This is a genomic window from Cryobacterium mannosilyticum (assembly GCF_004402705.1).
In the GTDB taxonomy this organism is placed as follows: Bacteria; Actinomycetota; Actinomycetes; order Actinomycetales; family Microbacteriaceae; genus Cryobacterium; species Cryobacterium mannosilyticum.
Map to the genome: position 1 here is coordinate 37,697 of NZ_SOFM01000026.1, position 23,825 is coordinate 61,521.

At 69.0% G+C, this 23,825-nt stretch carries 25 protein-coding genes; 15 read left to right on the top strand and 10 right to left on the bottom strand.

What is annotated here, in order from left to right; translation table 11 throughout:
* Nucleotides 1–98 precede the first annotated feature (98 nt).
* The 3 genes from E3O32_RS09380 to E3O32_RS09390 form a co-directional block, all read right to left on the bottom strand.
* Nucleotides 99–1,439, bottom strand: a complete 1,341-nt coding sequence (locus E3O32_RS09380; protein ID WP_134508858.1) for an ABC transporter substrate-binding protein — start codon at nucleotides 1,437–1,439, stop codon at nucleotides 99–101.
* 233 nt (nucleotides 1,440–1,672) lie between these two features.
* Complete coding sequence (locus E3O32_RS09385; RefSeq protein WP_134508860.1) at nucleotides 1,673–2,692, bottom strand: LacI family DNA-binding transcriptional regulator; 1,020 nt, start codon at nucleotides 2,690–2,692, stop codon at nucleotides 1,673–1,675.
* Between the two features lie 52 nt (nucleotides 2,693–2,744).
* A complete protein-coding gene (locus E3O32_RS09390) occupies nucleotides 2,745–3,995 on the bottom strand; it encodes a glycerate kinase (protein WP_241974743.1) in 1,251 nt (416 codons plus the stop codon).
* A gap of 91 nt (nucleotides 3,996–4,086) precedes the next feature.
* Between E3O32_RS09390 and E3O32_RS09395 the strand changes: the two genes are divergently transcribed.
* Nucleotides 4,087–5,412: a GNAT family N-acetyltransferase gene (locus E3O32_RS09395; protein WP_134508864.1), complete on the top strand. Its 1,326-nt coding sequence runs from the start codon at nucleotides 4,087–4,089 to the stop codon at nucleotides 5,410–5,412.
* A gap of 39 nt (nucleotides 5,413–5,451) precedes the next feature.
* Here E3O32_RS09395 and E3O32_RS09400 read toward each other — a convergent pair whose 3' ends face one another.
* A complete protein-coding gene (locus E3O32_RS09400; protein ID WP_134508866.1) occupies nucleotides 5,452–6,480 on the bottom strand; it encodes an NAD(P)-dependent alcohol dehydrogenase in 1,029 nt (342 codons plus the stop codon).
* A 112-nt stretch (nucleotides 6,481–6,592) separates the two neighbouring features.
* Between E3O32_RS09400 and E3O32_RS09405 the strand changes: the two genes are divergently transcribed.
* From E3O32_RS09405 to E3O32_RS09415, 3 genes are read left to right on the top strand one after another with little or no spacing between them, the layout of a single operon-like run.
* Nucleotides 6,593–7,315: a TetR/AcrR family transcriptional regulator C-terminal domain-containing protein gene (locus E3O32_RS09405; protein WP_134508868.1), complete on the top strand. Its 723-nt coding sequence runs from the start codon at nucleotides 6,593–6,595 to the stop codon at nucleotides 7,313–7,315.
* Between the two features lie 57 nt (nucleotides 7,316–7,372).
* Nucleotides 7,373–8,248: a DsbA family protein gene (locus E3O32_RS09410; protein WP_134508870.1), complete on the top strand. Its 876-nt coding sequence runs from the start codon at nucleotides 7,373–7,375 to the stop codon at nucleotides 8,246–8,248.
* Nucleotides 8,249–8,256: 8 nt separating this feature from the next.
* Nucleotides 8,257–8,583 (top strand): CHY zinc finger protein, encoded by a 327-nt coding sequence (locus tag E3O32_RS09415; protein WP_134508872.1) that lies wholly within the window; start codon nucleotides 8,257–8,259, stop codon nucleotides 8,581–8,583.
* A 25-nt stretch (nucleotides 8,584–8,608) separates the two neighbouring features.
* On the opposite strand, the gene E3O32_RS09420 is transcribed toward E3O32_RS09415, so the two are convergent.
* Nucleotides 8,609–9,307, bottom strand: coding sequence for a M23 family metallopeptidase (locus tag E3O32_RS09420; RefSeq protein ID WP_134508874.1), 699 nt, complete (start codon nucleotides 9,305–9,307; stop codon nucleotides 8,609–8,611).
* Between the two features lie 337 nt (nucleotides 9,308–9,644).
* A complete protein-coding gene (locus E3O32_RS09425) occupies nucleotides 9,645–10,004 on the bottom strand; it encodes an ArsR/SmtB family transcription factor (RefSeq protein WP_134508875.1) in 360 nt (119 codons plus the stop codon).
* A 98-nt stretch (nucleotides 10,005–10,102) separates the two neighbouring features.
* Here E3O32_RS09425 and arsB point away from each other — a divergent pair, with 98 nt between their 5' ends.
* Nucleotides 10,103–11,227 carry an ACR3 family arsenite efflux transporter gene (gene arsB, locus E3O32_RS09430; protein ID WP_134508877.1) on the top strand — a complete coding sequence of 375 codons (1,125 nt, stop codon included), beginning with the start codon at nucleotides 10,103–10,105 and terminating at the stop codon, nucleotides 11,225–11,227.
* 191 nt (nucleotides 11,228–11,418) lie between these two features.
* On the opposite strand, the gene E3O32_RS09435 is transcribed toward arsB, so the two are convergent.
* Nucleotides 11,419–13,503 carry a carbohydrate-binding protein gene (locus E3O32_RS09435; RefSeq protein ID WP_134508879.1) on the bottom strand — a complete coding sequence of 695 codons (2,085 nt, stop codon included), beginning with the start codon at nucleotides 13,501–13,503 and terminating at the stop codon, nucleotides 11,419–11,421.
* Between the two features lie 177 nt (nucleotides 13,504–13,680).
* On the opposite strand from E3O32_RS09435, the gene E3O32_RS09440 reads away from it, so the two are divergent.
* Complete coding sequence (locus E3O32_RS09440) at nucleotides 13,681–14,049, top strand: TIGR02611 family protein (protein WP_134508881.1); 369 nt, start codon at nucleotides 13,681–13,683, stop codon at nucleotides 14,047–14,049.
* Here the strand turns inward: E3O32_RS09440 and E3O32_RS09445 are convergent.
* Entirely contained in the window at nucleotides 14,046–14,570 is a 525-nt protein-coding gene (locus tag E3O32_RS09445) for a MarR family winged helix-turn-helix transcriptional regulator (RefSeq protein WP_134508883.1), read from the bottom strand. The genes E3O32_RS09440 and E3O32_RS09445 overlap by 4 nt on opposite strands.
* 87 nt (nucleotides 14,571–14,657) lie before the next feature.
* On the opposite strand from E3O32_RS09445, the gene E3O32_RS09450 reads away from it, so the two are divergent.
* The gene (locus tag E3O32_RS09450) at nucleotides 14,658–15,122 is read left to right on the top strand and encodes an organic hydroperoxide resistance protein (RefSeq protein WP_134508885.1); all 465 of its coding nucleotides are present in this window, start codon (nucleotides 14,658–14,660) and stop codon (nucleotides 15,120–15,122) included.
* Here E3O32_RS09450 and E3O32_RS09455 read toward each other — a convergent pair.
* The gene (locus tag E3O32_RS09455) at nucleotides 15,119–15,778 is read right to left on the bottom strand and encodes a ScbR family autoregulator-binding transcription factor (RefSeq protein WP_134508887.1); all 660 of its coding nucleotides are present in this window, start codon (nucleotides 15,776–15,778) and stop codon (nucleotides 15,119–15,121) included. The genes E3O32_RS09450 and E3O32_RS09455 overlap by 4 nt on opposite strands.
* A 170-nt stretch (nucleotides 15,779–15,948) precedes the next feature.
* Here E3O32_RS09455 and E3O32_RS09460 point away from each other — a divergent pair, with 170 nt between their 5' ends.
* From E3O32_RS09460 to E3O32_RS09475, 4 genes are all read left to right on the top strand, one after another.
* A complete protein-coding gene (locus tag E3O32_RS09460) occupies nucleotides 15,949–16,170 on the top strand; it encodes a PLDc N-terminal domain-containing protein (RefSeq protein WP_166790814.1) in 222 nt (73 codons plus the stop codon).
* Nucleotides 16,167–16,634: a hypothetical protein gene (locus E3O32_RS09465; protein WP_134508891.1), complete on the top strand. Its 468-nt coding sequence runs from the start codon at nucleotides 16,167–16,169 to the stop codon at nucleotides 16,632–16,634. Before E3O32_RS09460 ends, E3O32_RS09465 begins: the two co-directional genes overlap by 4 nt.
* Before the next feature lie 43 nt (nucleotides 16,635–16,677).
* A complete protein-coding gene (locus tag E3O32_RS09470) occupies nucleotides 16,678–17,565 on the top strand; it encodes a hypothetical protein (protein WP_134508893.1) in 888 nt (295 codons plus the stop codon).
* A 114-nt stretch (nucleotides 17,566–17,679) separates the two neighbouring features.
* Nucleotides 17,680–18,354: a GntR family transcriptional regulator gene (locus E3O32_RS09475; protein ID WP_134508895.1), complete on the top strand. Its 675-nt coding sequence runs from the start codon at nucleotides 17,680–17,682 to the stop codon at nucleotides 18,352–18,354.
* A 44-nt stretch (nucleotides 18,355–18,398) separates the two neighbouring features.
* Here the strand turns inward: E3O32_RS09475 and E3O32_RS09480 are convergent, their stop codons facing one another.
* A complete protein-coding gene (locus tag E3O32_RS09480; RefSeq protein WP_241974744.1) occupies nucleotides 18,399–20,012 on the bottom strand; it encodes a thiamine pyrophosphate-binding protein in 1,614 nt (537 codons plus the stop codon).
* Nucleotides 20,013–20,176: 164 nt separating this feature from the next.
* On the opposite strand from E3O32_RS09480, the gene E3O32_RS09485 reads away from it, so the two are divergent.
* The 4 genes from E3O32_RS09485 to E3O32_RS09500 are packed head-to-tail and all read left to right on the top strand — an operon-like array spanning nucleotide 20,177 to nucleotide 23,741.
* Nucleotides 20,177–21,046, top strand: coding sequence for an ABC transporter substrate-binding protein (locus E3O32_RS09485; protein WP_166790815.1), 870 nt, complete (start codon nucleotides 20,177–20,179; stop codon nucleotides 21,044–21,046).
* Nucleotides 21,046–21,999, top strand: a complete 954-nt coding sequence (locus tag E3O32_RS09490; RefSeq protein ID WP_134508899.1) for an amino acid ABC transporter permease — start codon at nucleotides 21,046–21,048, stop codon at nucleotides 21,997–21,999. Before E3O32_RS09485 ends, E3O32_RS09490 begins: the two co-directional genes overlap by 1 nt.
* Entirely contained in the window at nucleotides 21,996–22,760 is a 765-nt protein-coding gene (locus E3O32_RS09495) for an amino acid ABC transporter ATP-binding protein (protein ID WP_277612770.1), read from the top strand. The genes E3O32_RS09490 and E3O32_RS09495 overlap by 4 nt, the downstream gene beginning before the upstream one ends.
* On the top strand, nucleotides 22,761–23,741 hold the full coding sequence (locus E3O32_RS09500) for a C-terminal binding protein (RefSeq protein WP_134508901.1): 981 nt from the start codon (nucleotides 22,761–22,763) through the stop codon (nucleotides 23,739–23,741).
* The last annotated feature ends 84 nt before the right edge of the window (nucleotides 23,742–23,825 follow it).

Sequence of the window (23,825 nt, forward strand, 5' to 3'; positions counted from 1 at the left end):
TCGTGTCCTTTGCTGGGCTGCCGGGGCAGAGCGTGAGGTGCTGCCGACCGGTGGTGGTCGACCGACCGGCAGCGGGGACGGCTGGATCGCCGGATGACCTACTTGGCGACGGTGAAGCCCTGTTCCGTCGCGTACTTGACGAGGCTGGCCTGGAGGTCGTCGAGGGCCTTCGAACCGTCCTGCTCGCCCTGCACCATCGAGTAGAGCTCTTCGGTCAGCTGGTCGTACGCGTAGTTCTGGAACGGACTGAAGGTGGCGCCTGTGTAGCCGGCAGCCGCATTCAGGAAGACTTCCTTATTGATCTGCTGCCCGCCGAAGAAGGGGTACTCGAGGTTGGTGAAGTAGTCCGAATCGAGCATGGGCGTGTAGGAGGGAAACAGGGCTCCCTTTTCCACGCCGATCTTCCAGGCTTCGTCGGTGCCGAAGATTCCGATGGCGACCTCGGCCGCGAGCTTCTTGTCCGTGGCCTGGCTGGTCACTGCGAAGGTCGAGCCACCCCAGTTGACCTGGACCGGGTTGGCGGCGTCCCACTGTGGCAGCGGAGCGACGCGCCAGACGGCATCCGCGTCAGCGTCTGACAGGCCCTGCAGGTAGCCGGGGCCCCAGGCAGCGGCGAGGTAGACGGCATAGGTGCCGTCGACGAGGCTCGTGTTGTAATCGGCGGTGAAGGCGTCGTCGGTGGTGACGAGGCCCTTCTGCACGAGGCCGTTCCAGTAGTTCAGCACGTCTTTCGACCCCTGGTCGTTGACGGCGATGCCGACGTCGGTCGGGCTGGTCGAGTCATAAACGAACGGGACGGATCCGGCCTGGGCGAAGAGGGCCTGGTTGAATGCACGGCCGTTGGTCGGGAAGTTGACCAGGACCCCATCGGAGCCGGCCGTCTTCAAGGTCTGCGCGGCAGTCTCGAACTCGGCCCAGGTGGTGGGCACGGGAATCGAGTACTTGTCGAAGAGGTCCTTCCGATACAGCATGCCCATCGGGCCGCCGTCGACCGGGATGGCGTACACGGAATCGCCACTGGAGGCATCCTTCCAGGACCCATCTGTGTAGTTGGCCTTCACGTCATTGGCGCCGAACTCGGTGAGGTCGACGAGCGCCTTGCGAATGGTGAAGCTGGAGAGCACCTCAGACTCCAGCATGACGACGTCGGGCGCACCTGATTTCGACTCGATCGCGGTGGAGAACTTGGTGTACTCGTCGTTGCCCTGGCCGGCGTTCGTCCAACAGACCTGCACGTCCTCGTGGGTCTTGTTGAACAGGTCGACGACCTCTTCGAAGGCGGGATACCAGGCCCAGACGGTGACCTGCGGTGCGGTCTTGTTGACGATCTTGTTCGTGCAGGACGCTTCCGTCTTGGCCGCGGTGCCGGCGGAGCATCCGGTGAGGGCGGCCGCGGCGACGGCAATGACGCCGATCGTGGCCAGGAGCTTGGTCTTCATGTCGTGTAGTTTCCTCTCACGGTGCGTGAACACCGTTGTTCAATGCTGTGGTCAGTGCCGGGGCGACTGAGTCATGCGGGAGATGGTGCGTGGGACGAACCAACGCGAGAGGCGAGTCATCGTCGACGCGTTTACAACGTTGTAGGTAAACGTTGTAAATTCATCATGCGAGCCTGGCGACCCGCTGTCAAGTGAAATCGAAAGATTCGGCCGAACGAATCCCTGCGTGAGGATCAGGCGGCGGCGTGGGCCGTGGACTCGCGTTCGACGATCCGGAAGTCGGCCAGGATCTCCCGTGGCGGCAGCGCCAGGTCGGTCGACGCGATGCGCTCCAGAAGCACCCGCACGGCCGTCTCGGCGATCTCCTCCCGACCCGGGTCGATCGTGGTCAGGGTCGGCAGACTGTACTGTGCCTCATCCAGGTCGTCGAAGCCGATGGCCGCGACATCCTTCGGGATACGCAATCCGGCCTCCTGCAGCACCCGCATGGCACCCAGGGTGAGGGTGTCGTTGAGCCCGAAAACCGCGTCGAAGTCCACTCCGGAGGCAAGCAACGCGCGCATCGCGTCGGCGCCGTTGGAGCGGTGCCACAGGGTCGTGTAACCGATCAAGGCAGGGTCGAACGGGATCCCCGCGGCCTCGAGCGCCTCGCGGTAACCGCGTAGGCGCAGGCCGGCCGACCCGATGACCTCGCCTTCATGGGCGCCGACGACGGCGATCCGACGCCGTCCGAGTGCGATCAGGTGCTCCGTGGCGGCCCGGGCGGCATCGACGTTTCGCATGGTGACATGATCGGTCGGCCCGCCGAAGATCCGCTCGCCGAGGAGTACAAGCGGATAGCCCACCCGCAGGTATTCGGAATCGTCGCTGTCCATGCCCAGCGCGCTGAAGATCAGCCCGTCCGTGAGTTGGCGACGCGGGCTCGTGAGCAGCTCGACCTCGCGGGCGCGGTCGCCGCCGGTTTGTTCGATCAGCACAGTGACACCGTGGCGTTCCGCAGAGCGGATCACAGCATCCGCCAGTTCTGCGAAGTAGCTCAGCGACAGCTCGGGAACGGCAAGTCCGATCACCCCGGTGCGCCCGGAGCGCAGGCTGCGGGCCGAGAGATTGGGCCGGTAGTCAAGCTCTGCGATCGCGTCGAGCACCCGCTGCTTGGTCGTCGGGCGGATGTGCGGGTAGTCGTTGATCACGTTGGAGACGGTCTTGATCGACACCCCGGCGATCCGGGCGACGTCGTGAAGCGTTGCCGCCATGAAGTCCCCGTTCATTCACTGACGGATGGTCGGCATCCGTTCTCTTCGCATGTTACAACGTTGTACCGAATTCATCGGGCCGGTACGAAGCGGCGAGGCGCGCGCCGGCCCGCTCGAGCCACGCGGCCGCGTCGCGGGTCGCGCTTTCCCGGCCGCGGGCGAGGTCGGTGAGGGACACCGCGATCGTGAAACCGGTGGTGGGCGCCTCAATCAGCCCGGCCACGAGCATGGCCTGCGCCCCGGCGTCGGCGGCGAGCGCGGCCAGGTAGCCCGGCACCTTCCCCGCCGCCGATTGGGAGTCGAACCGGCCTTCTCCGGTCACGACGACGGATGCCCCCCGCACCGCCGCCGGAACCCCCAGCGCCCCCGCCACGGCATCGGCCCCCGGGGCGAGAGTCGCCCCCCAGGCCAGCAGCCCGAAGCCCGTTCCGCCCGCGGCCCCTGCGCCAGGGATCTCCGCGGCCGCCGCACCCGGAGCGGCCGCCGCACCCGTACCCACGGCCGCCGCACTCGCACCCACACCAGCACCCGCATCGGCGGCCCCAACCTCGGCCCCGGCCCGCGCGTCCCCGACGGCGGCCGCCCACCGGGCCAGCCCGGCCTCCAGACCCGCCACCTGCTCCGGGCTCGCGCCCTTCTGCGGGCCGAACACGGCGGCCGCACCCCGCTCGCCGAGCAGCGGACTGGTCACATCAGTGAGCACGAGCGCCCCTCCCGGCGGCAGCGGGCGCAGGCCGGACAGCTCCACGGCGGCCAGCCGGGCGAGGCCGTGGCCGCCCGGCGGCACCGGTCGGCCCGCCGAGTCGAGGAGCACGGCGCCGAGCGCCCGGAGCATGCCCGAGCCGCCGTCGGTCGAGCCGCTGCCGCCGATGGCGAGCAGCAGCCGGGTGACTCCCTGGTCCAGGGCGGCGGCAATGGCCTGGCCGAAGCCCAGCGTGTGCGCGTCGAGCGGCCGCAGCCGGTCGAGCAGGGTGATCCCGCTCGTCGCCGCCAGCTCGACAACGCCGGTGCCGTCCGGCAGCAGCAGCCAGTGCGTGTCGACCGGCCGGCCGTCCGGTCCCGACACGGTCACCGGCATCCGGGTCGCGCCCGGCAGAGCGAGTTCGAACGCGTCGAGGGTTCCCTCGCCGCCGTCGGCCATCGGCAGCAGCCGCAGCCGGTCCTGCGGGCGGACGGATGCCCAGCCCGCCGCGATCCGGCGCGCGGCGTCGCTCGCCCCGATCGTGCCCTTGAACGAATCCGGCGCGATCACAACCACCCGGCCGCCGGCACGGGCAGCGGTCCGGGAAGGGGGATTCGACACTGGTGACCTCCGATGGTGCTGCGTGGCCATTCTGCTCCTGATGCGCCGGAACGCCCGGCCCCGGCGCGATCAACACGGCTAGGGTGAGGCCGTGACCGACTACGCCGCGCTCCCCATCGACGCCGATTCCCACGCCGCCCTGGCGGCCGACGGCCTCGAGTTGCGCCTGATCGACCCTGCCGATGACTCCGCCGTGACGCGCTGGCTGCAGGCGGATGCCCGCGGCTTCCACGATTCCGCGCCCGGCGCGGAGTCGCTCGCCGCCCAGGCCGCGGAGGTGGCCGGCGACCGGATCACGGCCGTGCTCGACCCGGCGGCCGCCGATCCGGGCACGCCCGTCGCCACGGTGCGGTGCTGGCCGATGGACGTCACCGTTCCCGGCGGCAGCCTCCCGGCCTGGGCGATCAGCTCGGTCACGGTGGCACCGACCCACCGGCGCCGGGGCATCGCTCGCGCCCTGCTCACCGCCGAACTTCGCACCGCCACGCGGCTCGGCCTGCCGCTGGCCATGCTGACCGTCTCCGAGGCCACCATCTACGCCCGCTACGGATTCGGCCCTGCCGCGCACCAGGCCGGCTACACGATCGACACGACCAGAGCCCGCTGGGCCGGTCCGGGGCCGGCCGGCCGCCTGCACCTGGTCGCGCCGGACACGCTCCTGACCGACGGGCCGCCCGTCTTCGCCCGGGCGCGAGAGCTGGCCGGGGTGGCCGGCGAGGTCGACCGGCGGGAAGGCTGGTGGCGGAAGGCGCTAGGCCTGATGCCGGCAGCGCCGGGCACCCCCGAGCTCACCCTCCGCGCCGTGCGTTTCGACGACGCCGACGGCATCCCCCAGGGTTTCGCCCTCTATCGGGTGGCCCTCGGGCCCAGCGGCTACCCGGCCCGGCTGGATCTCGCCGACCTGGTCGCTGCGACCGACGACGCCTACGCGGGGCTCTGGCGATTCCTGCTCGAGATGGATCTGGTCAGCGAGGTCGCAGCCCCGCTCCGCAGCGTGGCCGAGCCCGTCCGCTGGCAGGTCGCCGACCCGCGCGCCCTGCGCAAGACCGACGAGCGCGACCACCTCTGGCTGCGCATCCTCGACCTGCCCGTCGTGCTCGGCCGGCGCCGCTACTCCGCGCCCGGCACCTTCCACCTCACGGTGAGCGACGACCTCGGCTTCGCCGACGGCGAGTTCCGGCTCACGGTGGATGAACACGGCCGCGGCGACGCCCGACCGGTGACCGCACCGGCCGCATCCGACGGAGTGCGGGTCTCCCTGTCCGCCGCGGACCTGGCCAGCCTCTACCTCGGCGGCACGAGCGCGGTCACCCTCGTCAGGGCAGGCCGGCTCAGCGAGGGCAGCACGGATGCCGCCGCGCGCCTCGACGCCGCGTTCCACACCATTCAGCCGCCGCACCTGAGCACCTGGTTCTGAGCCGCGCGGGGGAGGGACCTCCTCGTCGTCGACCCCGCCTCATCGCGGAGCGGGCTGTCTGACGACGTGGCCGAACGTGATCACGGCGCTTCCTCTCTTGTGCCCGGACTCCACGTACTGGTGGGACAGGGCGGCGTCTTCCATGCGGTCCGTCCGGCCGATGAAGGGCACGAGTGCGCCCGACTCGGCGAGCGCCCCGAGGAAGACCAGGTTCTTCGCCATCTCGTCCTGCCCGGCCAGGCCGGTGAACTCGATCGCGGCTTTCCTCCGGCCGAACCGGGAGGTCCAGGCCATCCAGCCGAGGATCGCGGGTGAGGGCACCGTCGCGAGGAACAGGCCGTCGCGCGTGAGCGCCCGGCGGCTGCGGGTGAAGGAGCTCTTCCCCACGGCGTCGAAGATCACGTCATAGCGGTCCCTGGCGTCGGTGAAGTCCTCGGCCGCGTAGTCGATCACCACGTCCGCTCCCAGTGCTCGCACCGCTTCGCCGTTGGCGTTGCTGCACACCGCGGTGACGCGTGCGCCGTAGTACTTGGCGAGCTGGACCGCTGCGGAGCCGACCGCCCCGGCAGCGCCGTTGATGAGGATCGACTGTCCCGGCGCGATCCGCGCGCGGTCGCGCAGGAACGGAAGCGCGGTGACGGAACCGTCGAACGCCGCGACGGCGTCGATGTCGCTCAACCGATCCGGGGTTCGAATGATCACTCCCGCCTCGGGAGCCACGACGTATTCAGCGTGTGCGGCGAAGCCGACGACGTTGACACCGGTGACGCGGTCGCCGACCGCGAATCGGGTCACGTCACCACCGACCGCCTCCACGGTGCCGGCGAAGTTCGTGCCGAGCACCGGCCACTTGGGCCGGGTCACCCCGAAGTAGAGTCGCGCCATCGCGGCCCCTCGTCTGGCCTCGACCATCGCCGCGGTCACGACCGAGGCCCGGTTGCGCACGAGCACCTCGTGTGCACGGGGGACCGGCCTGGCGATCTCCTCGATCTCCACGCGATCCGGCGGACCGTAGCTGCGCGAGACGACGGCCCTCATGCGATCGCCGGCCGGGGGTGTGGGATCCATGGCTTCACTTCCTTACGTTGTATGTGATTACAACTTACGCTGTAGGTTTATCTTGTAAGCACGATATGCGTACGTGGTAAGGTTTGTCAACCGGAAAGTGCAGGAGACCGACATGGCATCACCGCGCAAGGCAGCGCCAGCGCCCCGAATCCGCCTCAACCGCGAGCGGGTGATCGCCGCAGCCATCGTCCTCGCCGACACCGGGGGGCTCGAGGCCCTCACCATGCGACGCCTCGGCGACGACCTGAACGTGGAGGCCATGTCGATCTACAACCACGTGGCCAACAAGGACGACCTGATCAACGGCATGGCCGATGCGATCTTCGGCGAGATCGAGTTGCCGTCGCACAGTGACGACTGGAAGAGCGCCATCCGCAAGCGGTCGATCTCCTTCCGTGAGGTCCTGGCCCGTCACCCCTGGGCGACCACCGTGCGAGATTCCGGGACCAATCCGGGACCGGCCACCCTCCGGCACCATGACCGGGTGATCGGAACCTTCCGCAACGGCGGGTTCTCGGTGGAGAAGACGGCCCACGCGTTCTCGGCCGTCGACAGCTACATCTACGGGTTTGCGATGCAGGAGAAGAGCCTGCCCGTCACCACATCGGAGGAAACGGCGGCGATGGCCGCGATCATGCTCGCGCAGTTGCCCCGCAGCGAATACCCCTACCTGGCCGAGCTCACGGCAGACCACGTGTTGAAGCCGGGGTACTTCTACGGTGACGAGTTCCTGGTCGGGCTCGACCTCGTACTCGACGGGCTCGCCACCATGCTGGGCGCCGACCAGCACCCTGGCTCACAGCCGCCTCACAGCCGCGCCGCACTTCGCCGATAGGCGCACGCCGTAACCTTGAACCGAAGAGTCAGCCCAGACGAAACGGTGCACAGCGAGATGAACAGCAACGCCTACGGCAAGCCAGTCCCCCCGAAGAAGGACCGCCGCGAGCAGGCGCGCGAAAGCGCCCGGCTCATGCGCGAGGAGCAGCAGAAGCGCGACAAGCGCAAGCGCCTCTTCATGCGCGGAGGGATCGGGGCCGGCCTGCTCGCCGTTGCGGCGATCGTCGCCCTGGTGATCGTCAACAGCGTCGGACCTGCCGCCGCCGGCCCGGCCAACATGGCCAGTGACGGCATCCTGCTCACCGGCGACGGTTCGGCGATCACGGCCACGCCGACGAAGGCCCTCGCCGCCGACGCCAAGCCGATCGCGACCGACCGCACCGCCCTCACCGGCACCGCGAACATCGCCGTCTACGTCGACTACCTGTGCCCGTATTGCGGCCAGTTCGAGGCCACCAACGGCGCGCAGATCGCGAGCTGGGTCACCGCCGGAACCGCCACGCTCGAGTTCCACCCGATCTCGATCCTCGATTCCAACTCCGCGGGCAGCAAGTACTCCACCCGGGCCGCCAACGCGGTCGCCTGCGTGGCGAATTACCAGCCGGACGACTTCCTCGCCGTGAACACGGCCCTGTTCGCCAGCCAGCCCAAGGAGAGCACCACCGGGCTCACCGACGCCGAACTGGCCGGCCTGGTCAAGACCGCCGGGGTCACCGACAAGAAGGTGGCCTCCTGCATCACCGACCGTGCCTTCGCGAGCTGGCTGGGCGCCGCCACCAAGCGCGCCCTGGCCGGCCCGCTGCCGGATGCCGACATCAAGAAGATCAGCGGCACGCCGACCGTGCTGGTGAACGGCGTCGCGTACGCGGGCGCCCTCGACAACGCCGCAACGTTCTCTGACTTCGTCACCGCACAGGTCGCCGCGAAGTAGGGTCCCGCATGCAGGTGTTCGGCCAGACCGTCGACGACGAGACCCGTTGCGTGCACTACCGCACGCCGGCGGATATCGTGGCGATCAAGTTCGCCTGTTGCGGCCGGTTCTACCCCTGCTTCCTCTGCCACACGGCCGGGGAGATGCACCCGGCCCGGCAATGGCCGGCATCGGAGTGGTCTGAGCCGGCCATCCTCTGCGGCGCCTGCCAGGGCACCCTGAGCATCACCGATTACCGGCAGGTCACCCGGTGCCCGCACTGCTCGGCCCCGTTTAATGACGGATGCCGCGCCCACGCTCACCTGTACTTCGAGGTTCCGGCGCCCACCGCCTGAGCCCGCGAGGCATCCGGGTCTGCGCCTACTGCGGCCCGGCCCGGTCGGTCAGCCAGGCGAACGGATCGGTGGGGGTGACCCCGTCGAGGAGGATCTCGAAGTGCAGGTGCGGCCCGGTGCTCTGCCCGGTGTTGCCCACGGCGCCGAGTTGGTCGCCGACGGATACGGCTTGCCCGACGGCCACGGCGAGCGAGCCCTCCTGGAAGTGCGCGTAGACGCTGCTGACGAGCCGCCCGTCGATCGTGTGGTCGAGCACGACGTGCACGCCCAGTCCGCCGTCGTCGTAGGCGGACACCTCGCGCACGACGCCGTCGGCTATCGCGTGCACGGGCGTTCCCTCGCCGGGGAGGAGGTCGAGCCCCTTGTGGAACGACGAGCAGCCGGCGCACGGCGAGTCCCGCGGGCCGAAGCGGTCGGAGAGCCGCACCGCCATCGGGAACGGCCATTGCACGGCGGGTCGGGCCGCGGCCGCGGCGCTGGCCACGGCGCTGGCCACGGCGGCCGGTGTCTGGCCGACGGAGTAGCCGTCCCGCGCGATCGCGGCCACGAGCACGTTGCCCGCGTCCAGGCTCTGCGCCGGACCGGTCGACGCCGCCGCGATGAGCGACGGGCCGGACGAGCCTTCGCGTTCGACGGCCTGGGCCGGAATCGCGAGCACCGTGGTCAGCAGGGCGGCGAGCACCATCGAGAGGAACGCGAACGCGGCCGGCCTACGCGTCCGCATAGGCGCCTTCCAGCGAAGTGGTCGGGCAGGGCACAGGAGCAGAGCGAAGGGTCATCGGGGATCTCTCGTCGGGGGTCGGGGAGCGGATACCTCGTTCAGACGGAGATGCGTTCACGGCGTGGAGCTGGCCCAAGGGAACGACGCTCCCTCGTCGGGAAGTGTCCTGGGGCACACCTGGGTCGGCATCGGGCCAGGCGCGCAAGACTCGAGAATATCTCGGCATCCTGTGAAAGCCATGACCGGGCCGGCCATCCCGCGCCCGCGCGGAGCGGGTTGAGCCGCGATCGCCCGACGGCGGCCGACAGGCACCCTCAGGCGTCCGCCCTCAGGCCCCCACTCAGACGGCGGCGAGCAGCGCCGCGAGCGAGTCGAGGGCGCCCGGCACGAGGCGGTAGTAAGCCCAGGTCCCGCGCTTGTCCCGCGTCAGCAGTCCGGCCTCGACGAGCACCTTGAGGTGGTGCGACACGGTCGGCTGGCTGAGTCCGAGCGGTTCGGTCAGGTCGCAGACGCAGGCCTCGGCATCCGGGTGCGCAGCCACCATCGAGACCAGGCGCAGCCGGGCCGGGTCGGCGAGCGCCTTGAGGGACCTGGCCAGCGCCTCCGCGGCCTCCGCTCCGATCGCGTCCCGGCTCGCCGGGGCGCAACACGCGGCATCCGCCCCGGTGATCACGGGGGTCTGGATCTCGATGAACGACATGAGAACAGTATCCCCCATAAATTGACATCCATCGATGCATTCGCCAGACTCCTTACCGATGCCACGCGATCCAGGGTGGCTCAGATCGACGGAGCCGCATGCCATCCCCCGAACCGACCACCGCGGTCTCAGCCCGCCTCGGCTTCACCGATCGGTTCCTGCCGGTGTGGATCCTCGCGGCGATGGGCGGCGGGCTGCTGATGGCGGTCTTCACTCCCGCCGTCGGTGACGCCCTCGGCGCCTTCACGATCGGCTCGATCAGCGTGCCGATCGCGATCGGGCTGCTGGTCATGATGTATCCGGTGCTCGCGAAGGTGCGCTATTCGGATGCTCGAGCGGTCGCCGGGGACAAGCGGCTGCTGATCTCCTCACTGGTGATGAACTGGCTCATCGGCCCCGCCCTGATGTTCGCCCTCGCCTGGATCTTCCTGCCCGACCTGCCTGAATACCGCACCGGCCTGATCATCGTGGGCCTCGCCCGCTGCATTGCCATGGTTTTGATCTGGAACGAGTTGGCCTGTGGCGACCGGGAGGCGGCCGCGTTCCTCGTCGCCGTCAATTCGGTTTTCCAAGTGTTCGCGTTCGCCGCTCTGGGCTGGTTCTACCTGCAGGTGCTCCCGGCCTGGCTCGGGTTGTCGACCACGAGCGCGGAGTTCTCGATCTGGGCGATTACCGTGAGCGTGCTCGTCTTCCTCGGCATTCCGCTGTTGGCCGGCTATCTGTCCCGCCGGATCGGCGAGGCCACCCGCGGCCGCGCCTGGTACGAGAGCCGGTTCCTGCCGAAGGTTGGCCCGTTCGCCCTCTACGGTCTGCTGTTCACGATTGTTCTGCTGTTCGCTCTGCAGGGCCGGCAGATCATCGACCGCCCGCTGGACGTCGCACGCATCGCTCTGCCTTTGCTCGTGTACTTCGCGGTGACGTTCCTCACCGGTTTCCTTCTCGGCAAGCTGATCGGTCTGTCCTACGAGCGCACCACGACGCTGGCGTTCACCGCCGCGGGCAACAACTTCGAGCTGGCCATCGCGGTGGCCATCGGCACCTTCGGCGCCACCAGCGGCCAGGCCCTGGCCGGCATCGTCGGCCCGCTGATCGAGGTCCCGGCGCTGGTCGCCCTCGTCTACGTGGCCCTCTGGTTGCGGCCCCGACTGTTCCCGGGGGCCGAGCCGCAGGCATCCGTCGCCGTCGCCGAGCTGGTCGCCGAGCCCGTCCCCGACCGGGTCTAGTCTCTTCACCTCCCCGTCCCCCACCCCGCCCCCGCCCCGTCTGATCCCTCTCCCCGCCGAGATCGACCTTTCCGGTCGAGGTCGACCTCCCTGCCGGCCGGTCTCGACCGAAAGGGTCGATCTCGGGGTTGCACTGAGCCCGCCGCCCCCCACGGGTGCGGCGGGTGCAGGTCGGTGCGGCGAAGGTTGCCCTACTTGCGCACGAGCTTTGTGACGGTGAATCCGCCGGGCGCGACCGTGACGGCGGTCGACGATGCGTCCTTCCGGCCGTCTCGCCCGGAGGCCACGGGCTTGCCGGTCGCGTCGAACGCCTCCTGCTGCAGCCGGAAGCCGCGCGGCACGGCCACCAGTCGCCGGCTGGATTCACCGGCAGCACTGACGTAGACGGTGCTGTCCCCGGCCGGCCCGGTCACCGAGACGGTGGAGACGAGCGGCTGCACCAGAAGGGCGTCCACGGCGGCAGGACCGTCGGCAGCCCCGACGACGGCGGTGGCACCGGCCGGCAGGGAGCGCGTGAGCGTGAGCGGGAAGAGCCGGCCCGGCGCATCCGTGATGCCCTGCGCGCCCGCTCCCCCGTTGGCGGTGCTGCCCAGCCGCGCCGTGCCCGCTGACCAGGTCGTGCCGCCGGAAGGCGCCTCGGTCTGGTTCACGATCGGGTACACATTGCGCGCCTGGTCGGCGGCCGGAACGGGGATGCTCAGCGTGTCCCCCGCGGTCAGGGCGACGTAGGCCCCGCCCGAGAGGTTGGCCTCGCCGGTCCACGCCGACGCGGGCCGAACCACGGTGCCGGTCCCGGTGATCGTGCCGGCTTCGGCCTCGACCACGCTCAGGCCGTTGGTGCCGACCGTCCTGGTGATGCCGAGCGCCTTCGCCTTCAGTGCCGGGTTCGCGTCCAGCGCCAGCATGGTGAGGAGGGCGTGGATAGTCGATTCGGCGCCGGAGTTCGGGTTGACCCGGCCGTCGTGTTCGATGCCGTCGATGGCGGCGCCGGTAGCCGGGTTGTAGGCAGCCAGCCCGCTCCGATTGGCTCCGAAGAACCAGGCGGCGGTGACGGCGGCCAGGTCGATCAGGCCGGGGGCCTTCGCGGCCTTGGCCGTGGCGACCAGACCCTGCACCCGCGAGTCGACCCCGTAGGCGATCTGTGCCTCACCCGGGGTGGGGCTCCACGCGTTGTCCGGTCCGCCGGCGGCGAGCAGCTGCGCCGTGAACTGGGCGGAATCCTTCACGGCCGCACCGAGCAGGTCGGTCCGGCCGAGCGCCGCGGATGCCGTCGCGACGGCTGCCGGGGCCATGCCGCCCCAGGCATGCCACAGGGTCTGCGACTTGTTCCACGGCATGATCGCCCCGAACGGCCACTGGGTGACCGATCCGGCGGACATCGCTGCGACGCCCTCGGCCAGCTGGGTGAGGGTCGTGCGGGCCGCGGCGTCAGTGGGTGCCGCCGCGACGTAGGCGGAAAGTCCGAGCACTGCCTCGGCCGAGGCATCCGCCCCGCCCGCGATCAGCCAGGCCGGCACCTTCACTCCGTCGGCCACATCGAACTGACCGAATCGGGCCAGGGACTGTCGACCGAGCGCGTCGAGGGAGAGGTGCAGCCGGTCCTGGAGGAATGCGGCGAACTGCGGGTCGGCGCCCTTGAAGGCGGCGTAGCCCTCACCGAGGGCCCAGACCGTTCGAGCCACCCAGTACGACTCGGCGGAGTCGCTCGGGTCGGGCAGCTCCCGAGGTGTGGCGCTGGGCGTCAGCGTCCCGTCGGCCTGCTGCCAGAGCACGACATTGCCGGCGTTCGGGCCGGTGGCGGTCTGCAGGTAGGTCAGCGAGCGGAGCGTCTGCAGCGCGTGCTCCCTGCTCGCGGCGTCGCCGGTCAGCTGCCAGTGGCGCAGGTAGACGACCGCGGTGCGGGCGATGTCGTCGGCGTTGTAGGCACCCTGGCTCCAGTGGCCGGTGGCCGGGTCGAGCGATCCGCCGCCCACCCGCCCGTAGCTGCCGTCGGCCTTCTTATCCGAGTAGGTCCACGGTGCCTGGGCGGTCGGCATGGCCTCGATGCCGTAGGTCGTGTGGCCTTCGACGGCCGGGAGCGGCACGGTGTCGAGGAGGAGGTCGAGGTGCGCGAGGTTGGTCAGCGGAGCCCTGGCCGACTGCCCTCCGTGGGCGACGGATGTCGGTGGCGACGCGGCCGCGGCGGCGGTGCCTGCTCCGAGCAGGAGCATCGACACGGCAGCCGTGAGGGCGACGACCTTGAGGGCGGATGGTGAGCGAACAGCGGTGTACGTCATTGTGGGTCTCCTGGTTCGAGCACTGAACCGGTTCAGTAGTGTCAACTAAACCGGTTAAGTCCACTACTGTCAAGAGAAAACACCCAGAAAGACCCCCCGAACGCGGCACGAATCGGGGCCGTTGGCCCGCCCGGAAGCCCGCGGTCCATTCCCAGCGGGCGGTTCTACCCTCGGGTCATGGGAGTGAGCATTCCGGAGGAGATCGACAGCGGAAGCAACCCGGGTCACCCGGTCCGGCGTCTGCTGCGGCGGTGCCGCGCCTGGGTCGAACTCCACCCCCGGGTGCGCTGGGTCTACCGCGTCCTGGTCGGTCTGTTCGGGGCCGGGATTGTGGGCATCGGCCTCATCCTCGTTCCCCTGCCGGGCCCCGGCTGGCTCATCGTCTTCCTCGGGCTCGCGGTCCTCGGCACGGAATTCCCGGCGGCCCATCGGGTCGGTGCCTTCCTCAAGCGCATTCTGACCCGGCTCTGGGCCTGGTGGCGCAATCGGGGCGCCGCCGCTCGGCCGGCCGGCCGCGCGACCCGCGGCACGACCAGCACCGATTAGGCGGGCGGTCCCGCCTGCCGGCGCGGCCGCCGGAGGGTGGACCGCTTCGGCTGGGACTTGAGTTGGGTGCGCACCGAGTCGAGGATGTCCGTGACCGCGAGGAGATCGGCCCGGCTGATCCGGTCGAAGAGCATCTCGCGCACGAGCCGCACGTAGCCGGGGCTGCCGGCGGCCAGGCACTCGGCGCCCTCCGGGGTGAGTTCTGCGACGACCGACCGCTCGTCGTCCCGTGCCGGGCGGCGGATGACCAGCCCCTTCCTCTCCAACTGGTCGACCTGGTAGGTCAGGCCGCTGCGGGACACGGTGAGATCGTCGGCGATGTCGGTCATCCTCCGGCCGTCCTCCGCCCCCTGGCCGATTCGGGCGAGGATCTCGAACTGGGCCAGGGTGAGGCCGACGGCATCCCGCAGCTGCCGGTCGGCGGCGTATTGCACGATGTTGGAGGTCTCGAAGATCGCCGCCCAGGCGCGCATCTCATCCGGGGTCACCGCCGGCTGGAGCTCATCCGGGGGAATACTCATCGGTCACTCCTAGTTGTTTCGAATACGAAGCACTTTCTCGAGGGCCTGTTCCTAGTGTCCCTCTCCCCCGACTGAAAGAGGACCACCATGAGCATCCCCACCGCACTGGGCACGGCAGCCCCGACGACCGCCGTCTACACCGCCTCCGCCACGTCCTGGGGCGGGCGCACCGGCAAGGTCGTCACGAGCGACAGCAAGCTCGACCTCGACCTGTCGATGCCGGCCGAGATGGGCGGCGACGGCGGGCCGGGCACGAACCCGGAGCAGCTGTTCGCCAGCGGCTGGGCGGCCTGCTTCCACAACGCGCTCAAGGGGGTCGCCCGGCAGCGGAAGCTGGACGTGGCCGATTCGGCGGTCACGCTCACGGTGCACCTCGTCGGCGGCATGGCCACCGGATTCGACTTCGAGGTCACCATCGAGGCCCAGCTGCCCGGAATCGACGCCACGACCGCACGGGAACTGCTCGAGGCCGCCCACCAGGTCTGCCCGTACTCCCGGGCGACCCGGGGCAACATCGCCGTCACCCTCGTCGTCGTCGACGACGAGGACTAGGAACGGGACGCGGCGGCGGCGCGGGCGGCTCGCAGCCGGGTCGGCAGGCCGAGCAGTCGTTCGCGCCGGTCCGGCGCCACGAGTGCCGGGAGGATCAGCGCCCACATCTCGTCGACCCGGCGGTCGAGGTCTTCCCGCCCGGTGAGCGCCTCGGACACGAGCTGCACCCCGGTGAAGGCCGGGCTGATGAAATGGGCGGCCGCCGCGACATCCGTGCCGACGGCGACGTCCCCCTCGGCGATCCCGCGGCCCAGGAGTTCCTCGCAGACGGCCATCCAGTCGCGGTAGGGGCCGACGATCGGCGACGAGAAAACCGACGATTCCATGGTGAGGCGGATGCCCGCGGCCACGACCGGGTCGGTGCACAGCTGTGTCGCCAGCTCCAGTGACATCGTGACGATGGCCTCCAGCCCGGGAAGGGAGCCGTCGAGCATCCGGTGGCCCAGCGCGATCGACGCTTCGTGCTGGGCGCCGATCACGGCGAGCGCGATCGCCTCCTTGGAATCGAAGTGGAAATAGAGCGCGCCCTTGGTCACCCCCGCTTCCGTGGCGACGTCTGCGAGCGAGGTGCTGCCGTAGCCGTTCCGGCCGAACGCCTCCGCGGCGCCACGCAGGATGGCCGCCCTCGTTCCGATCGCCCGTTGCTGTTTCGGCATGCCACTCCTCGGGTCGACAACGGTATGGTCTCATTCCCCACAAGAAGAATACTAATTGGTATGGTTTAGGGACAAGATGCTTTCGCGGGGGAAGGTTGATGCGATGCCTGGCGGCACCATCGATTCGCCGAATGCATCACCGGGGGTATCGAGCGTTAGCGGGGCCGCACGTGCAAGTCAGTCCAGACACAATCGAGTGGGCGGCGATGGCTCTGGCCGGCCTGGCCGCGGTGGGCGCAGTAGGCCTGATCGGGGCGGCCCTGGTGCAGATCGCCCGAGCGGTGCACCTTCGGGCGGGAGCGCGCACGAACTGGGTGCTGGCCGTGGTCTGCGCGCCCCTGTTCGGCGCGATCGCCTGGTTCGCCATCGGCAACCGGCTGGACACGGAATGACCCTGCTGTCAGCGCCGACCGCACCGGTCCGGGCAGCGCCTGCGCGGCGCGCGGCGGCGCTCGGCGCGGCCGTGTCGATGCTGTTCCTGCTCTCCGCGTGTTCCCCGGATTCTCCGTTCGCCGCCCGCGCCACGGCCCAGGCGGAGCGTGACCGGCTGCCGGTCGCGATCGCCCTGCCGCACGGGGCGGACGCCGAGTCCTCTCGTCTGGTGGGGTCCCGGAACGGCGCCGACTTCTTCCTCACCGCCTTTACCGGAGATGACGGTCCCGACGGGGTCTGCATCGTCGTCTTCCGCGCCGACTCCGGCGAGTCGAACCTCGGCTGCGGCGCCTTGTTCCCGTTGACGATTTCGACCCCGCACGGCGGGGCCGTGCGATACGTGGAGCCGGGCGGCGACGAGGAGATGATCCCGGGCCGCTGGGTGCGGGTCAGCGACGAGCTCGTCGTGCGGGATGGTGACTGATTCCTCCCAGCACTCTCCCGCCGGGTCCCGATAGGGTTTGCCCATGACGCACCTGGGCACACCGCGCCGGAAACTGCTCGCGCTGGTGACCGCGATCGCCGTGGTCGTCGTGGGGTCCGGCTTCGCTCTGGGCGGCTCAATCCGCCGGATCGAGACGATCGCGGCGCCGGCGGCCTTCGACCCGGGCGCCATCATCAGCGACTACAACTTCTTCAACCCCGACGCGATGACCGAGGCCGGCATCCAGTCGTTCCTGGAGCACCGCGACTGCATCGCCCGGGCGGACGCGCCGTGCCTCTGGGAGTACAGGGAGGCCACCACGGCCCAGCCCGCCCAGGACGCCGGCCATTGCGCGGCCTACCGCCCGGCCGCCGACGAACGCGCGAGCCGCATCATCGCCAAGGTCGCCAAGGCGTGCACCATCAGCCCGCGGGTGCTGCTGGTTCTCCTGCAGAAGGAGCAGTCCCTGCTGACCCGGCCCAGCGCATCCGGCTACCTGCGCGCGACCGGGTACGGCTGCCCCGACACCGCCGACTGCGACACGGAGTATTTCGGCTTCTTCAACCAGGTCTACCGGGCGGCCTGGCAGTTCCGGCAGTACACCCAGGAACCGGACCGTGCCTACAAGGTGGGCGTCGTCGATGTCGGCTACAACCCTGACCCCACCTGCGGGGCGACACCGGTGCGCATCCGCAACCAGGCCACGGCCAACCTCTACAACTACACCCCGTACCAGCCCAACAAGGCCGCCCTGGCCCAGCCGGGAGACGACGGCGACGGATGCTCCACCCACGGCAACCTGAATTTCTGGCTGTTCTACACGGCCTGGTTCGGCCCCGCGCAGACGGAGGGCTATCCCACCGTCTTCGGGTCCTGCCTGAACCTGGTCGGCGGCCAGCCGTGCCGCGCGCAGGAGTACTGGCCACGCTGAGGCAGCACGCTCGCCATTCCGGCATGGCCGGTGCGGCCTGGACCGGGAGCCCACTCCAAGCGTCCCAATGTCGGACCGTACAACAATGTGGGCAGGAGCAATAGACTGGCGCGCATGCAAGGTTTGACGAAGATGTCCGTTCAGCGCGTCAGCACCGCGGAACACGTGCGAGACCACATCACGACGCTGATCCTCGCAGGCGAGCTGAAACCCGGCACTCCCCTGCGGGAAAACGCGATCGCCACCACTCTCGGCGTGTCCCGCAACACCGTTCGCGAAGCCGTGTTGCTGCTCGGCCAAAGCCGTCTCATCCGTCACGAGATGCACCATGGGGCGATCGTCGCCGAGCCGACCAAGGATGCGCTGATCAACCTCTACGACGCTCGTCGCGGACTCGAGGTGGGCGCGGTCTCCCTCCCCGCCGACGCCGAAATCATCGCCGGGATCAAGTCAGCACTCGACGACCTGGAGCGCGCCGCCACGGAGGGCGACGACCGCGAGATCGTCGCGAAGGACCTCGCGTTCCATGCCGCCACGGTTCGCAATTTCCGCAGCGAGCGCATCGACGCCTTCTACGCCCAGATCGCGGTGGAACTCTCCTTCTTCCTCAACGCCCTCGCCGCCTCGCGTCTCGACTACGCAGAGGACGAGTCTTTCCTGGACGAACACCGGCGCATCTCCGAGGCGATAGCTGCCGGGGACAGGGCGGGCGCCGCGCGCTTCGTCCAGGATCACATCAACGAAACCATACGCCGACTCCGCGCCCGGCTCGACGCCGCCGAAGCCTAGCCGTTCCTCCCGGACCCCCACCGCCCAGGAAGAACGACGCACCGTTACGGAAAGTCGAGGGTGATGACTGTGGGACCCGGGCGCCCGAGGGCCGCGCGGGCACGGGCCGCAGCATCCTGGGCATTCGCGGCGCGCTCGCCGGTCGCCCCGATCGCGTTCGCCAGGGCCACCAGGTCAGGCACATGCAGGTCCACGCCCACCGGGGCGATGCCGCGTGCCGCCTGCTGGTCGCGGATCTCGCGGTATCCGCCGTTGTTCGCGACAACGACCACTATCGTCAGACCCTGCTCGACGGCGGTGATCAGCTCCTGGATGGAGAACATGAGCGCCCCGTCCCCGAGGAGCGCGACGACCGGCGCGTCGGGCCTGGCCACCTTCGCGCCGATCGCGGCGGGGAGGGCGTAACCGAGTGTGGCGACGCGCGGCATATAGAGGAACGAGTTCTTCGACGGGACCGGGAAGAAGTGCACGGTTCCGAAGTAGGTCACCTGCGAGGAATCACCCGTGATGATTGTGTTCTCGGGCAGGGCCAGGCGGAGCTCATTGTTGACGTCAAACCAGAGTTCGCCGTCGGAACGAGCTTCGGCCGCGAGGGCCGCCTTGAGCTCGGCAAGATCGCCGGCCGCTGCATCGGAAGGTTCAGCGAGGGCGCCCTGCTGGTCGAGAGCCGCCTGGATCGCGGTCAGCGCTTCGGCGGCATCCGCGTGGATGGCAATCCGCGCCGGCGCGTTGAGGGCCAGCTGGCTCTGGGCGATGTCGATGCGGATGACATTGGGCGACGTGATCTTGCCCTCCCACAGATCGGAGTCACCCAGTTCGCTTCCGATGACCAGCAGCGCGTCGCTGGCATTCAGCCAGTCCTGGGCCGACTTCAGGCGAATCTGCGCCCCCAGCGAGAGAGGGTGATCCTCCGGCAGCACCCCCTTGCCGTTACAGGTCGAGATCACGGGTGCCGAGAGCGCCTCGGCAAGCCGGCGCACCTGCGCGTCGGCTCCGCGAGAGCCGCCGCCGACGATGATCGCCGGGTGGCCGGCGCCGCCGAGCAGCTGGGCAGCCCGACGCACGAGCGCGTCGTCCAGCGACGGGGTGGGCGTGGAACCGGCTCTGGCGATCCCGCCGTCCCAGTCCTGGCCGAGCACATCGCTCGGGATCTCCACGTAGACCGGCCGCGGACGCCCCGTGCGCATGACCTCGAAGGCGTGGGCGATCGCCTCGGTCGCTTCCCGCGGCGTCCTCGCCCGGGTGCTCCACTCTGTCATGCTCGCCATGGCGGCGAGGGTGTCCTTCGTGTCGTGGAGCTCGCCGCCGTCGAGGTGCTCCGTGCCGGAGGGTAGTCCCGATGAGATGATGAGAACCGGACGGGATTCCGCGTAGGACGTGCCCGCGGCGACCATGGCGTTCAGCGTGCCAGGGCCGCTGGTCGTGATGACAACGCCCGGCTTGCCTGCGACCTGGCTGTAGCCGTCAGCGGCGTAGCCGGCGCCCTGCTCGTGGCGATGGGTGACCGGCCTGATGCCCAGGCGCACGAGATGCCGGTAGATCTCGAGGTTGTGGGTGCCCGGGATGCCGAAGATCGTATCGACCCCGTGCGCCTGCAGGGTCTCAGCGACCGCCGCCCCGCCGTTGTGGTGGAGGGTAGTCGGGGGTGCGTCAGTCATCATTGTCGTCAACATTGCTCCATCGTAGGACAATTATCGGCAAAGACGTCATAATGTTCTACATTCATGCAATGATCGTCTGACCATCATCCCGCTTTCACGCTCAAGGAGGAGCCATGCTGTCCAGGAAAATGCGCGGTACGAGAAAGGCAATTGTTCTCGGGGTGACCCTTGCGGTTTCCGCGACCCTGCTGGCCGGATGCTCGGCGGAAGACGGCAAGGCGGCCGGTACTGACCCGTCCCCCACGGCGGACTCAACCCTCCGCGCCATGCTCCCCGCGGACATCAAGGAGGCGGGTGTGCTCAAGATCGGCACCGAGGCCTTCTACCCGCCGTTCGAGTACCTGGACGCCGACAACAGCACCGTCGTCGGGCTCGACATGGCCCTCTTCCACGCGATCGGCGCCGAACTCGGCCTCAAGGTCGACGTTACGAACATGGCCTTCGACGGCCTGCTCCCGGCCCTCGACGCCAAACGGATCGACGTCGTCGTTGCGGCCATGACCGACACGAAGGCGCGCCAGGCGAAGTACGACTTCGTCGACTACTTCCTCACCGGTCAGGGCATCGTCGTCCCGGCCGGCAACCCCAAGGTCATCACGGGCGTCGAAGGCCTGTGCGGCCTGAAGGTGGCGGTGCTGGAGGGCTCGACCCAGGTCAGCCTGCTGGAGAAGTTCAACACCGCAGAGTGCGCCGGCAACGCGATCACCGTCACGGCGTTGGCCACCGACGCGGACGCGATGCTGCAAGTGCACAGCGGCCGTGCCGACGCCTCCTTCTCCCAGGATGCCGTCGCGCGCTACAACGCCGCGGCGGACGGCGGCAAGGGCAAGTTTGAAATCGGCAACGACCAGCCACTCCTGCCCGTCGTCATGGGGCCGATGTTCACCAAGGAAGACTCCGGCCTTCGGGACGCAGTCAAGGCGACCGTCGAAAAACTGATCGCCGACGGCACGTACCAGTCCATCCTCGACAAGCATGACCTGGGCTCGGGCGCGGTCACCGAGGTAATGGTCAACGGCGGCACCCTGTAATGAGCGACCAGCCGGTGCCCACTGACGCGAAGACTCCGATTCGTGCCATCCCGGTCCGACATTGGGGACAGCAGGTCTCGGGCGTCATCGTGCTCGCCGCGCTGGTTGCCTTCATCTACGCCGTCGCCACGAATGAGAACCTGGACTGGTCCATCATCGCGGCGAACCTGTTCGGTCCGACGATCCTGAGCGGGCTGTGGGTCACCATTTCCCTGACCGTGCTGTCTATGATCATCGGTGTCGCCCTCGGCGTCACCGTGGCGGTCATGCGCCTGTCGCCGAACCGGGTGCTGAACTCCGTCGCGGGAGGCTACATCTGGGCCTTCCGCGGCACCCCTGTGCTGGTCCAGCTTCTGCTCTGGTTCAACCTCGCCCTGTTCTTTCCGCGGCTCGGGCTGGGCGAATTCAGCCTCGACACGAACACGGTCATCACGGCTTTCGTGGCCGCGCTGCTGGGGCTCGGCCTCAACGAGGGCGCCTACATGGCGGAGATCGTTCGCGGCGGCATCCTCTCGGTCGACCACGGCCAGAGCGAAGCCGCCATGGCATTGGGGATGCGCCGCCGGTCGACCATGTTCAAGATCGTGCTGCCACAGGCCATGCGGGTCATCATTCCGCCGATGGGCAATGAGCTCATCACCATGCTGAAGATGACCTCGCTCGTCACCGTGATCGCGGCGCCGGACCTGCTCAACCGAGCGCAAGTCATTTCGTCCCGCAACTTCTACATTTTCGAGCTGCTCATCGTCGCCAGCATCTGGTACCTCGCCCTGACGACGATCTCCACGCTGATCCAGATGCGACTTGAGAAACGGTTCGCCAGGGGGGTCGCCGGAGTCGCGCCTCGCCGTCGTCGAATCCTGCTCAATCTCAAGCCAGGCCGGGTCACCTCTCCGGTGATCACGCCGGGCGACCGGCCCGTCGTCTACGCGAAAGGTGGAGCGGGCTCATGAGCACTCCCATGGTCACAGCAGAAAACGTGCACAAGTCCTTCGGCCACGTTGAAGTACTCAAGGGCATCGACCTTGAGGTTCGCACGGGTCAGGTCTTCTGCCTGCTCGGACCGTCGGGCTCGGGAAAGTCCACCTTGCTGCGCTGCATCAACCACCTCGAGCGCATCGACGCGGGCCGACTGTCCGTTGACGGCCAGCTCGTCGGGTACCGCGAGCGGTCGGGCAAGCTCTACGAGCTGAACGAGAACGAAGTCGCGGACCAGCGACGCGACATCGGAATGGTGTTCCAACGCTTCAACCTCTTCGCCCACATGACCGCGTTGCAGAACGTGATGCTGGCGCCGGTGGATGTCCGGCGCCTGCCGAAGGCGGAGGTTCGTGAGCACGCCATGCAGCTCCTCGAACGCGTCGGCCTCGCAGACCAGGCTCAGAAATATCCGTCGCAGCTCTCCGGCGGACAGCAGCAGCGCGTCGCGATAGCCCGGGCCCTCGCCATGAAACCCAAGCTCATGCTCTTCGACGAGCCGACGAGCGCGCTGGACCCGGAACTCGTCGGCGAGGTGCTCGACGTCATGCGGGACCTCGCCGCAAGCGGCATGACGATGATCGTCGTCACCCATGAGATCGCCTTTGCCCGCGAGGTCGGCGACCACCTCGTTTTCATGGATAGCGGCGTCGTCGTCGAGCAGGGTGCCCCACGGGACGTTCTCTCGAACCCGCAGCACAAGCGCACCCAGACGTTCCTGTCGAAGGTCCTGTAGATGACGAAGCCCCTGGCGATCTACACCGACAACGAGGACATCGACCCGACCCCGGGCATCCGCCTTCTGGAACAGAGCGGCTTCACGGTGCGCTTCCTGGAAACGCTCGACCCCGAGCGGATCCTGGCGGAGTCGCGAGGCGCCCAGGCCTTGCTGGTCGGCTACGCGCCGATTCCGGACTGGGTGATCGCCGGGCTGCCGGACCTGCGGATCATCTCGCTCATCTCGATGGGATTCGACCACGTCGACCTCGACGCGGCGCGCTCGGCCGGCGTGTGGGTGACCAACCTGCCCGGTGTCGCGACGGAAGAAGTCGCCACCCATGCGCTCGGACTCATCCTGGCGACGACCCGGGATTTCCCGTTCTTCGAGCGGGCCGTCGGCGTCGATTGGAACGCGCGTCCGGCCGTGACCCCGCCCCGCCTCAGCGAGAAGACGCTCGGCCTGATGGGGCTGGGCCGAATAGGCGCGAAGCTGGCCGGGTTCGCATCATCGCTGTTCGGCGAGATCATCGGCTACGACCCTTACCTCGCGCAGAACCCGGAGGCTGTTGCGCGCCTGGAGTCGCTCGGCGTGCGCCTGGCCGGCTTCGAGGAGGTACTCGCCTCCGCCGACGTGCTCTCCCTTCACCTGCCGCTGACGCCCGAAACGCGCGGGATCATCAATGCCGAGTCGCTCGCGCGGATGAAACCCGGCAGCTACCTGGTCAACGTCAGCCGAGGCCAGTTGATCGACACGCCCGCCCTCGCCCGCGCGCTGGACAGCGGGCAGATCCGCGGGGCGGGACTCGATGTGCTCGACGCCGAGCCGGCTCCCGCCGATCATCCGCTCCTCGCCCACGAACGCACGATCGTCACGCCCCACGTCGGATTCCTCTCCGACCACACGCTCGCGGAGTACGTCCGCATCCAGGCCCAGAATGTCATTTCTCTCTCTGAGACGGGCGAGCCCGAGACGGTTCCGGTGGTCGACCCGCGCTGACTTCGCACGGGAACTCCGCGCAGAGCGTAATCTCCGGCGCGCACACAGGCTGGGCGGACTGGATACGGCCCTCCCGCCCTCCGT

Bases quoted from the DNA above. Each gene is read 5' to 3' on its own strand.
- E3O32_RS09380 (WP_134508858.1), bottom strand. From the start codon at position 1,439: ATGAAGACCAAGCTCCTGGCCACGATCGGCGTCATTGCCGTCGCCGCG.
- E3O32_RS09385 (WP_134508860.1), bottom strand. From the start codon at position 2,692: ATGGCGGCAACGCTTCACGACGTCGCCCGGATCGCCGGGGTGTCGATC.
- E3O32_RS09400 (WP_134508866.1), bottom strand. From the start codon at position 6,480: ATGGATCCCACACCCCCGGCCGGCGATCGCATGAGGGCCGTCGTCTCG.
- E3O32_RS09405 (WP_134508868.1), top strand. From the start codon at position 6,593: ATGGCATCACCGCGCAAGGCAGCGCCAGCGCCCCGAATCCGCCTCAAC.
- E3O32_RS09410 (WP_134508870.1), top strand. From the start codon at position 7,373: ATGAACAGCAACGCCTACGGCAAGCCAGTCCCCCCGAAGAAGGACCGC.
- E3O32_RS09415 (WP_134508872.1), top strand. From the start codon at position 8,257: ATGCAGGTGTTCGGCCAGACCGTCGACGACGAGACCCGTTGCGTGCAC.
- E3O32_RS09420 (WP_134508874.1), bottom strand. From the start codon at position 9,307: ATGCGGACGCGTAGGCCGGCCGCGTTCGCGTTCCTCTCGATGGTGCTC.
- E3O32_RS09425 (WP_134508875.1), bottom strand. From the start codon at position 10,004: ATGTCGTTCATCGAGATCCAGACCCCCGTGATCACCGGGGCGGATGCC.
- arsB (WP_134508877.1), top strand. From the start codon at position 10,103: ATGCCATCCCCCGAACCGACCACCGCGGTCTCAGCCCGCCTCGGCTTC.
- E3O32_RS09435 (WP_134508879.1), bottom strand. From the start codon at position 13,503: ATGACGTACACCGCTGTTCGCTCACCATCCGCCCTCAAGGTCGTCGCC.
- E3O32_RS09440 (WP_134508881.1), top strand. From the start codon at position 13,681: ATGGGAGTGAGCATTCCGGAGGAGATCGACAGCGGAAGCAACCCGGGT.
- E3O32_RS09445 (WP_134508883.1), bottom strand. From the start codon at position 14,570: ATGAGTATTCCCCCGGATGAGCTCCAGCCGGCGGTGACCCCGGATGAG.
- E3O32_RS09450 (WP_134508885.1), top strand. From the start codon at position 14,658: ATGAGCATCCCCACCGCACTGGGCACGGCAGCCCCGACGACCGCCGTC.
- E3O32_RS09455 (WP_134508887.1), bottom strand. From the start codon at position 15,778: ATGCCGAAACAGCAACGGGCGATCGGAACGAGGGCGGCCATCCTGCGT.
- E3O32_RS09465 (WP_134508891.1), top strand. From the start codon at position 16,167: ATGACCCTGCTGTCAGCGCCGACCGCACCGGTCCGGGCAGCGCCTGCG.
- E3O32_RS09470 (WP_134508893.1), top strand. From the start codon at position 16,678: ATGACGCACCTGGGCACACCGCGCCGGAAACTGCTCGCGCTGGTGACC.
- E3O32_RS09475 (WP_134508895.1), top strand. From the start codon at position 17,680: ATGCAAGGTTTGACGAAGATGTCCGTTCAGCGCGTCAGCACCGCGGAA.
- E3O32_RS09480 (WP_241974744.1), bottom strand. From the start codon at position 20,012: ATGACTGACGCACCCCCGACTACCCTCCACCACAACGGCGGGGCGGCG.
- E3O32_RS09490 (WP_134508899.1), top strand. From the start codon at position 21,046: ATGAGCGACCAGCCGGTGCCCACTGACGCGAAGACTCCGATTCGTGCC.
- E3O32_RS09495 (WP_277612770.1), top strand. From the start codon at position 21,996: ATGAGCACTCCCATGGTCACAGCAGAAAACGTGCACAAGTCCTTCGGC.
- E3O32_RS09500 (WP_134508901.1), top strand. From the start codon at position 22,761: ATGACGAAGCCCCTGGCGATCTACACCGACAACGAGGACATCGACCCG.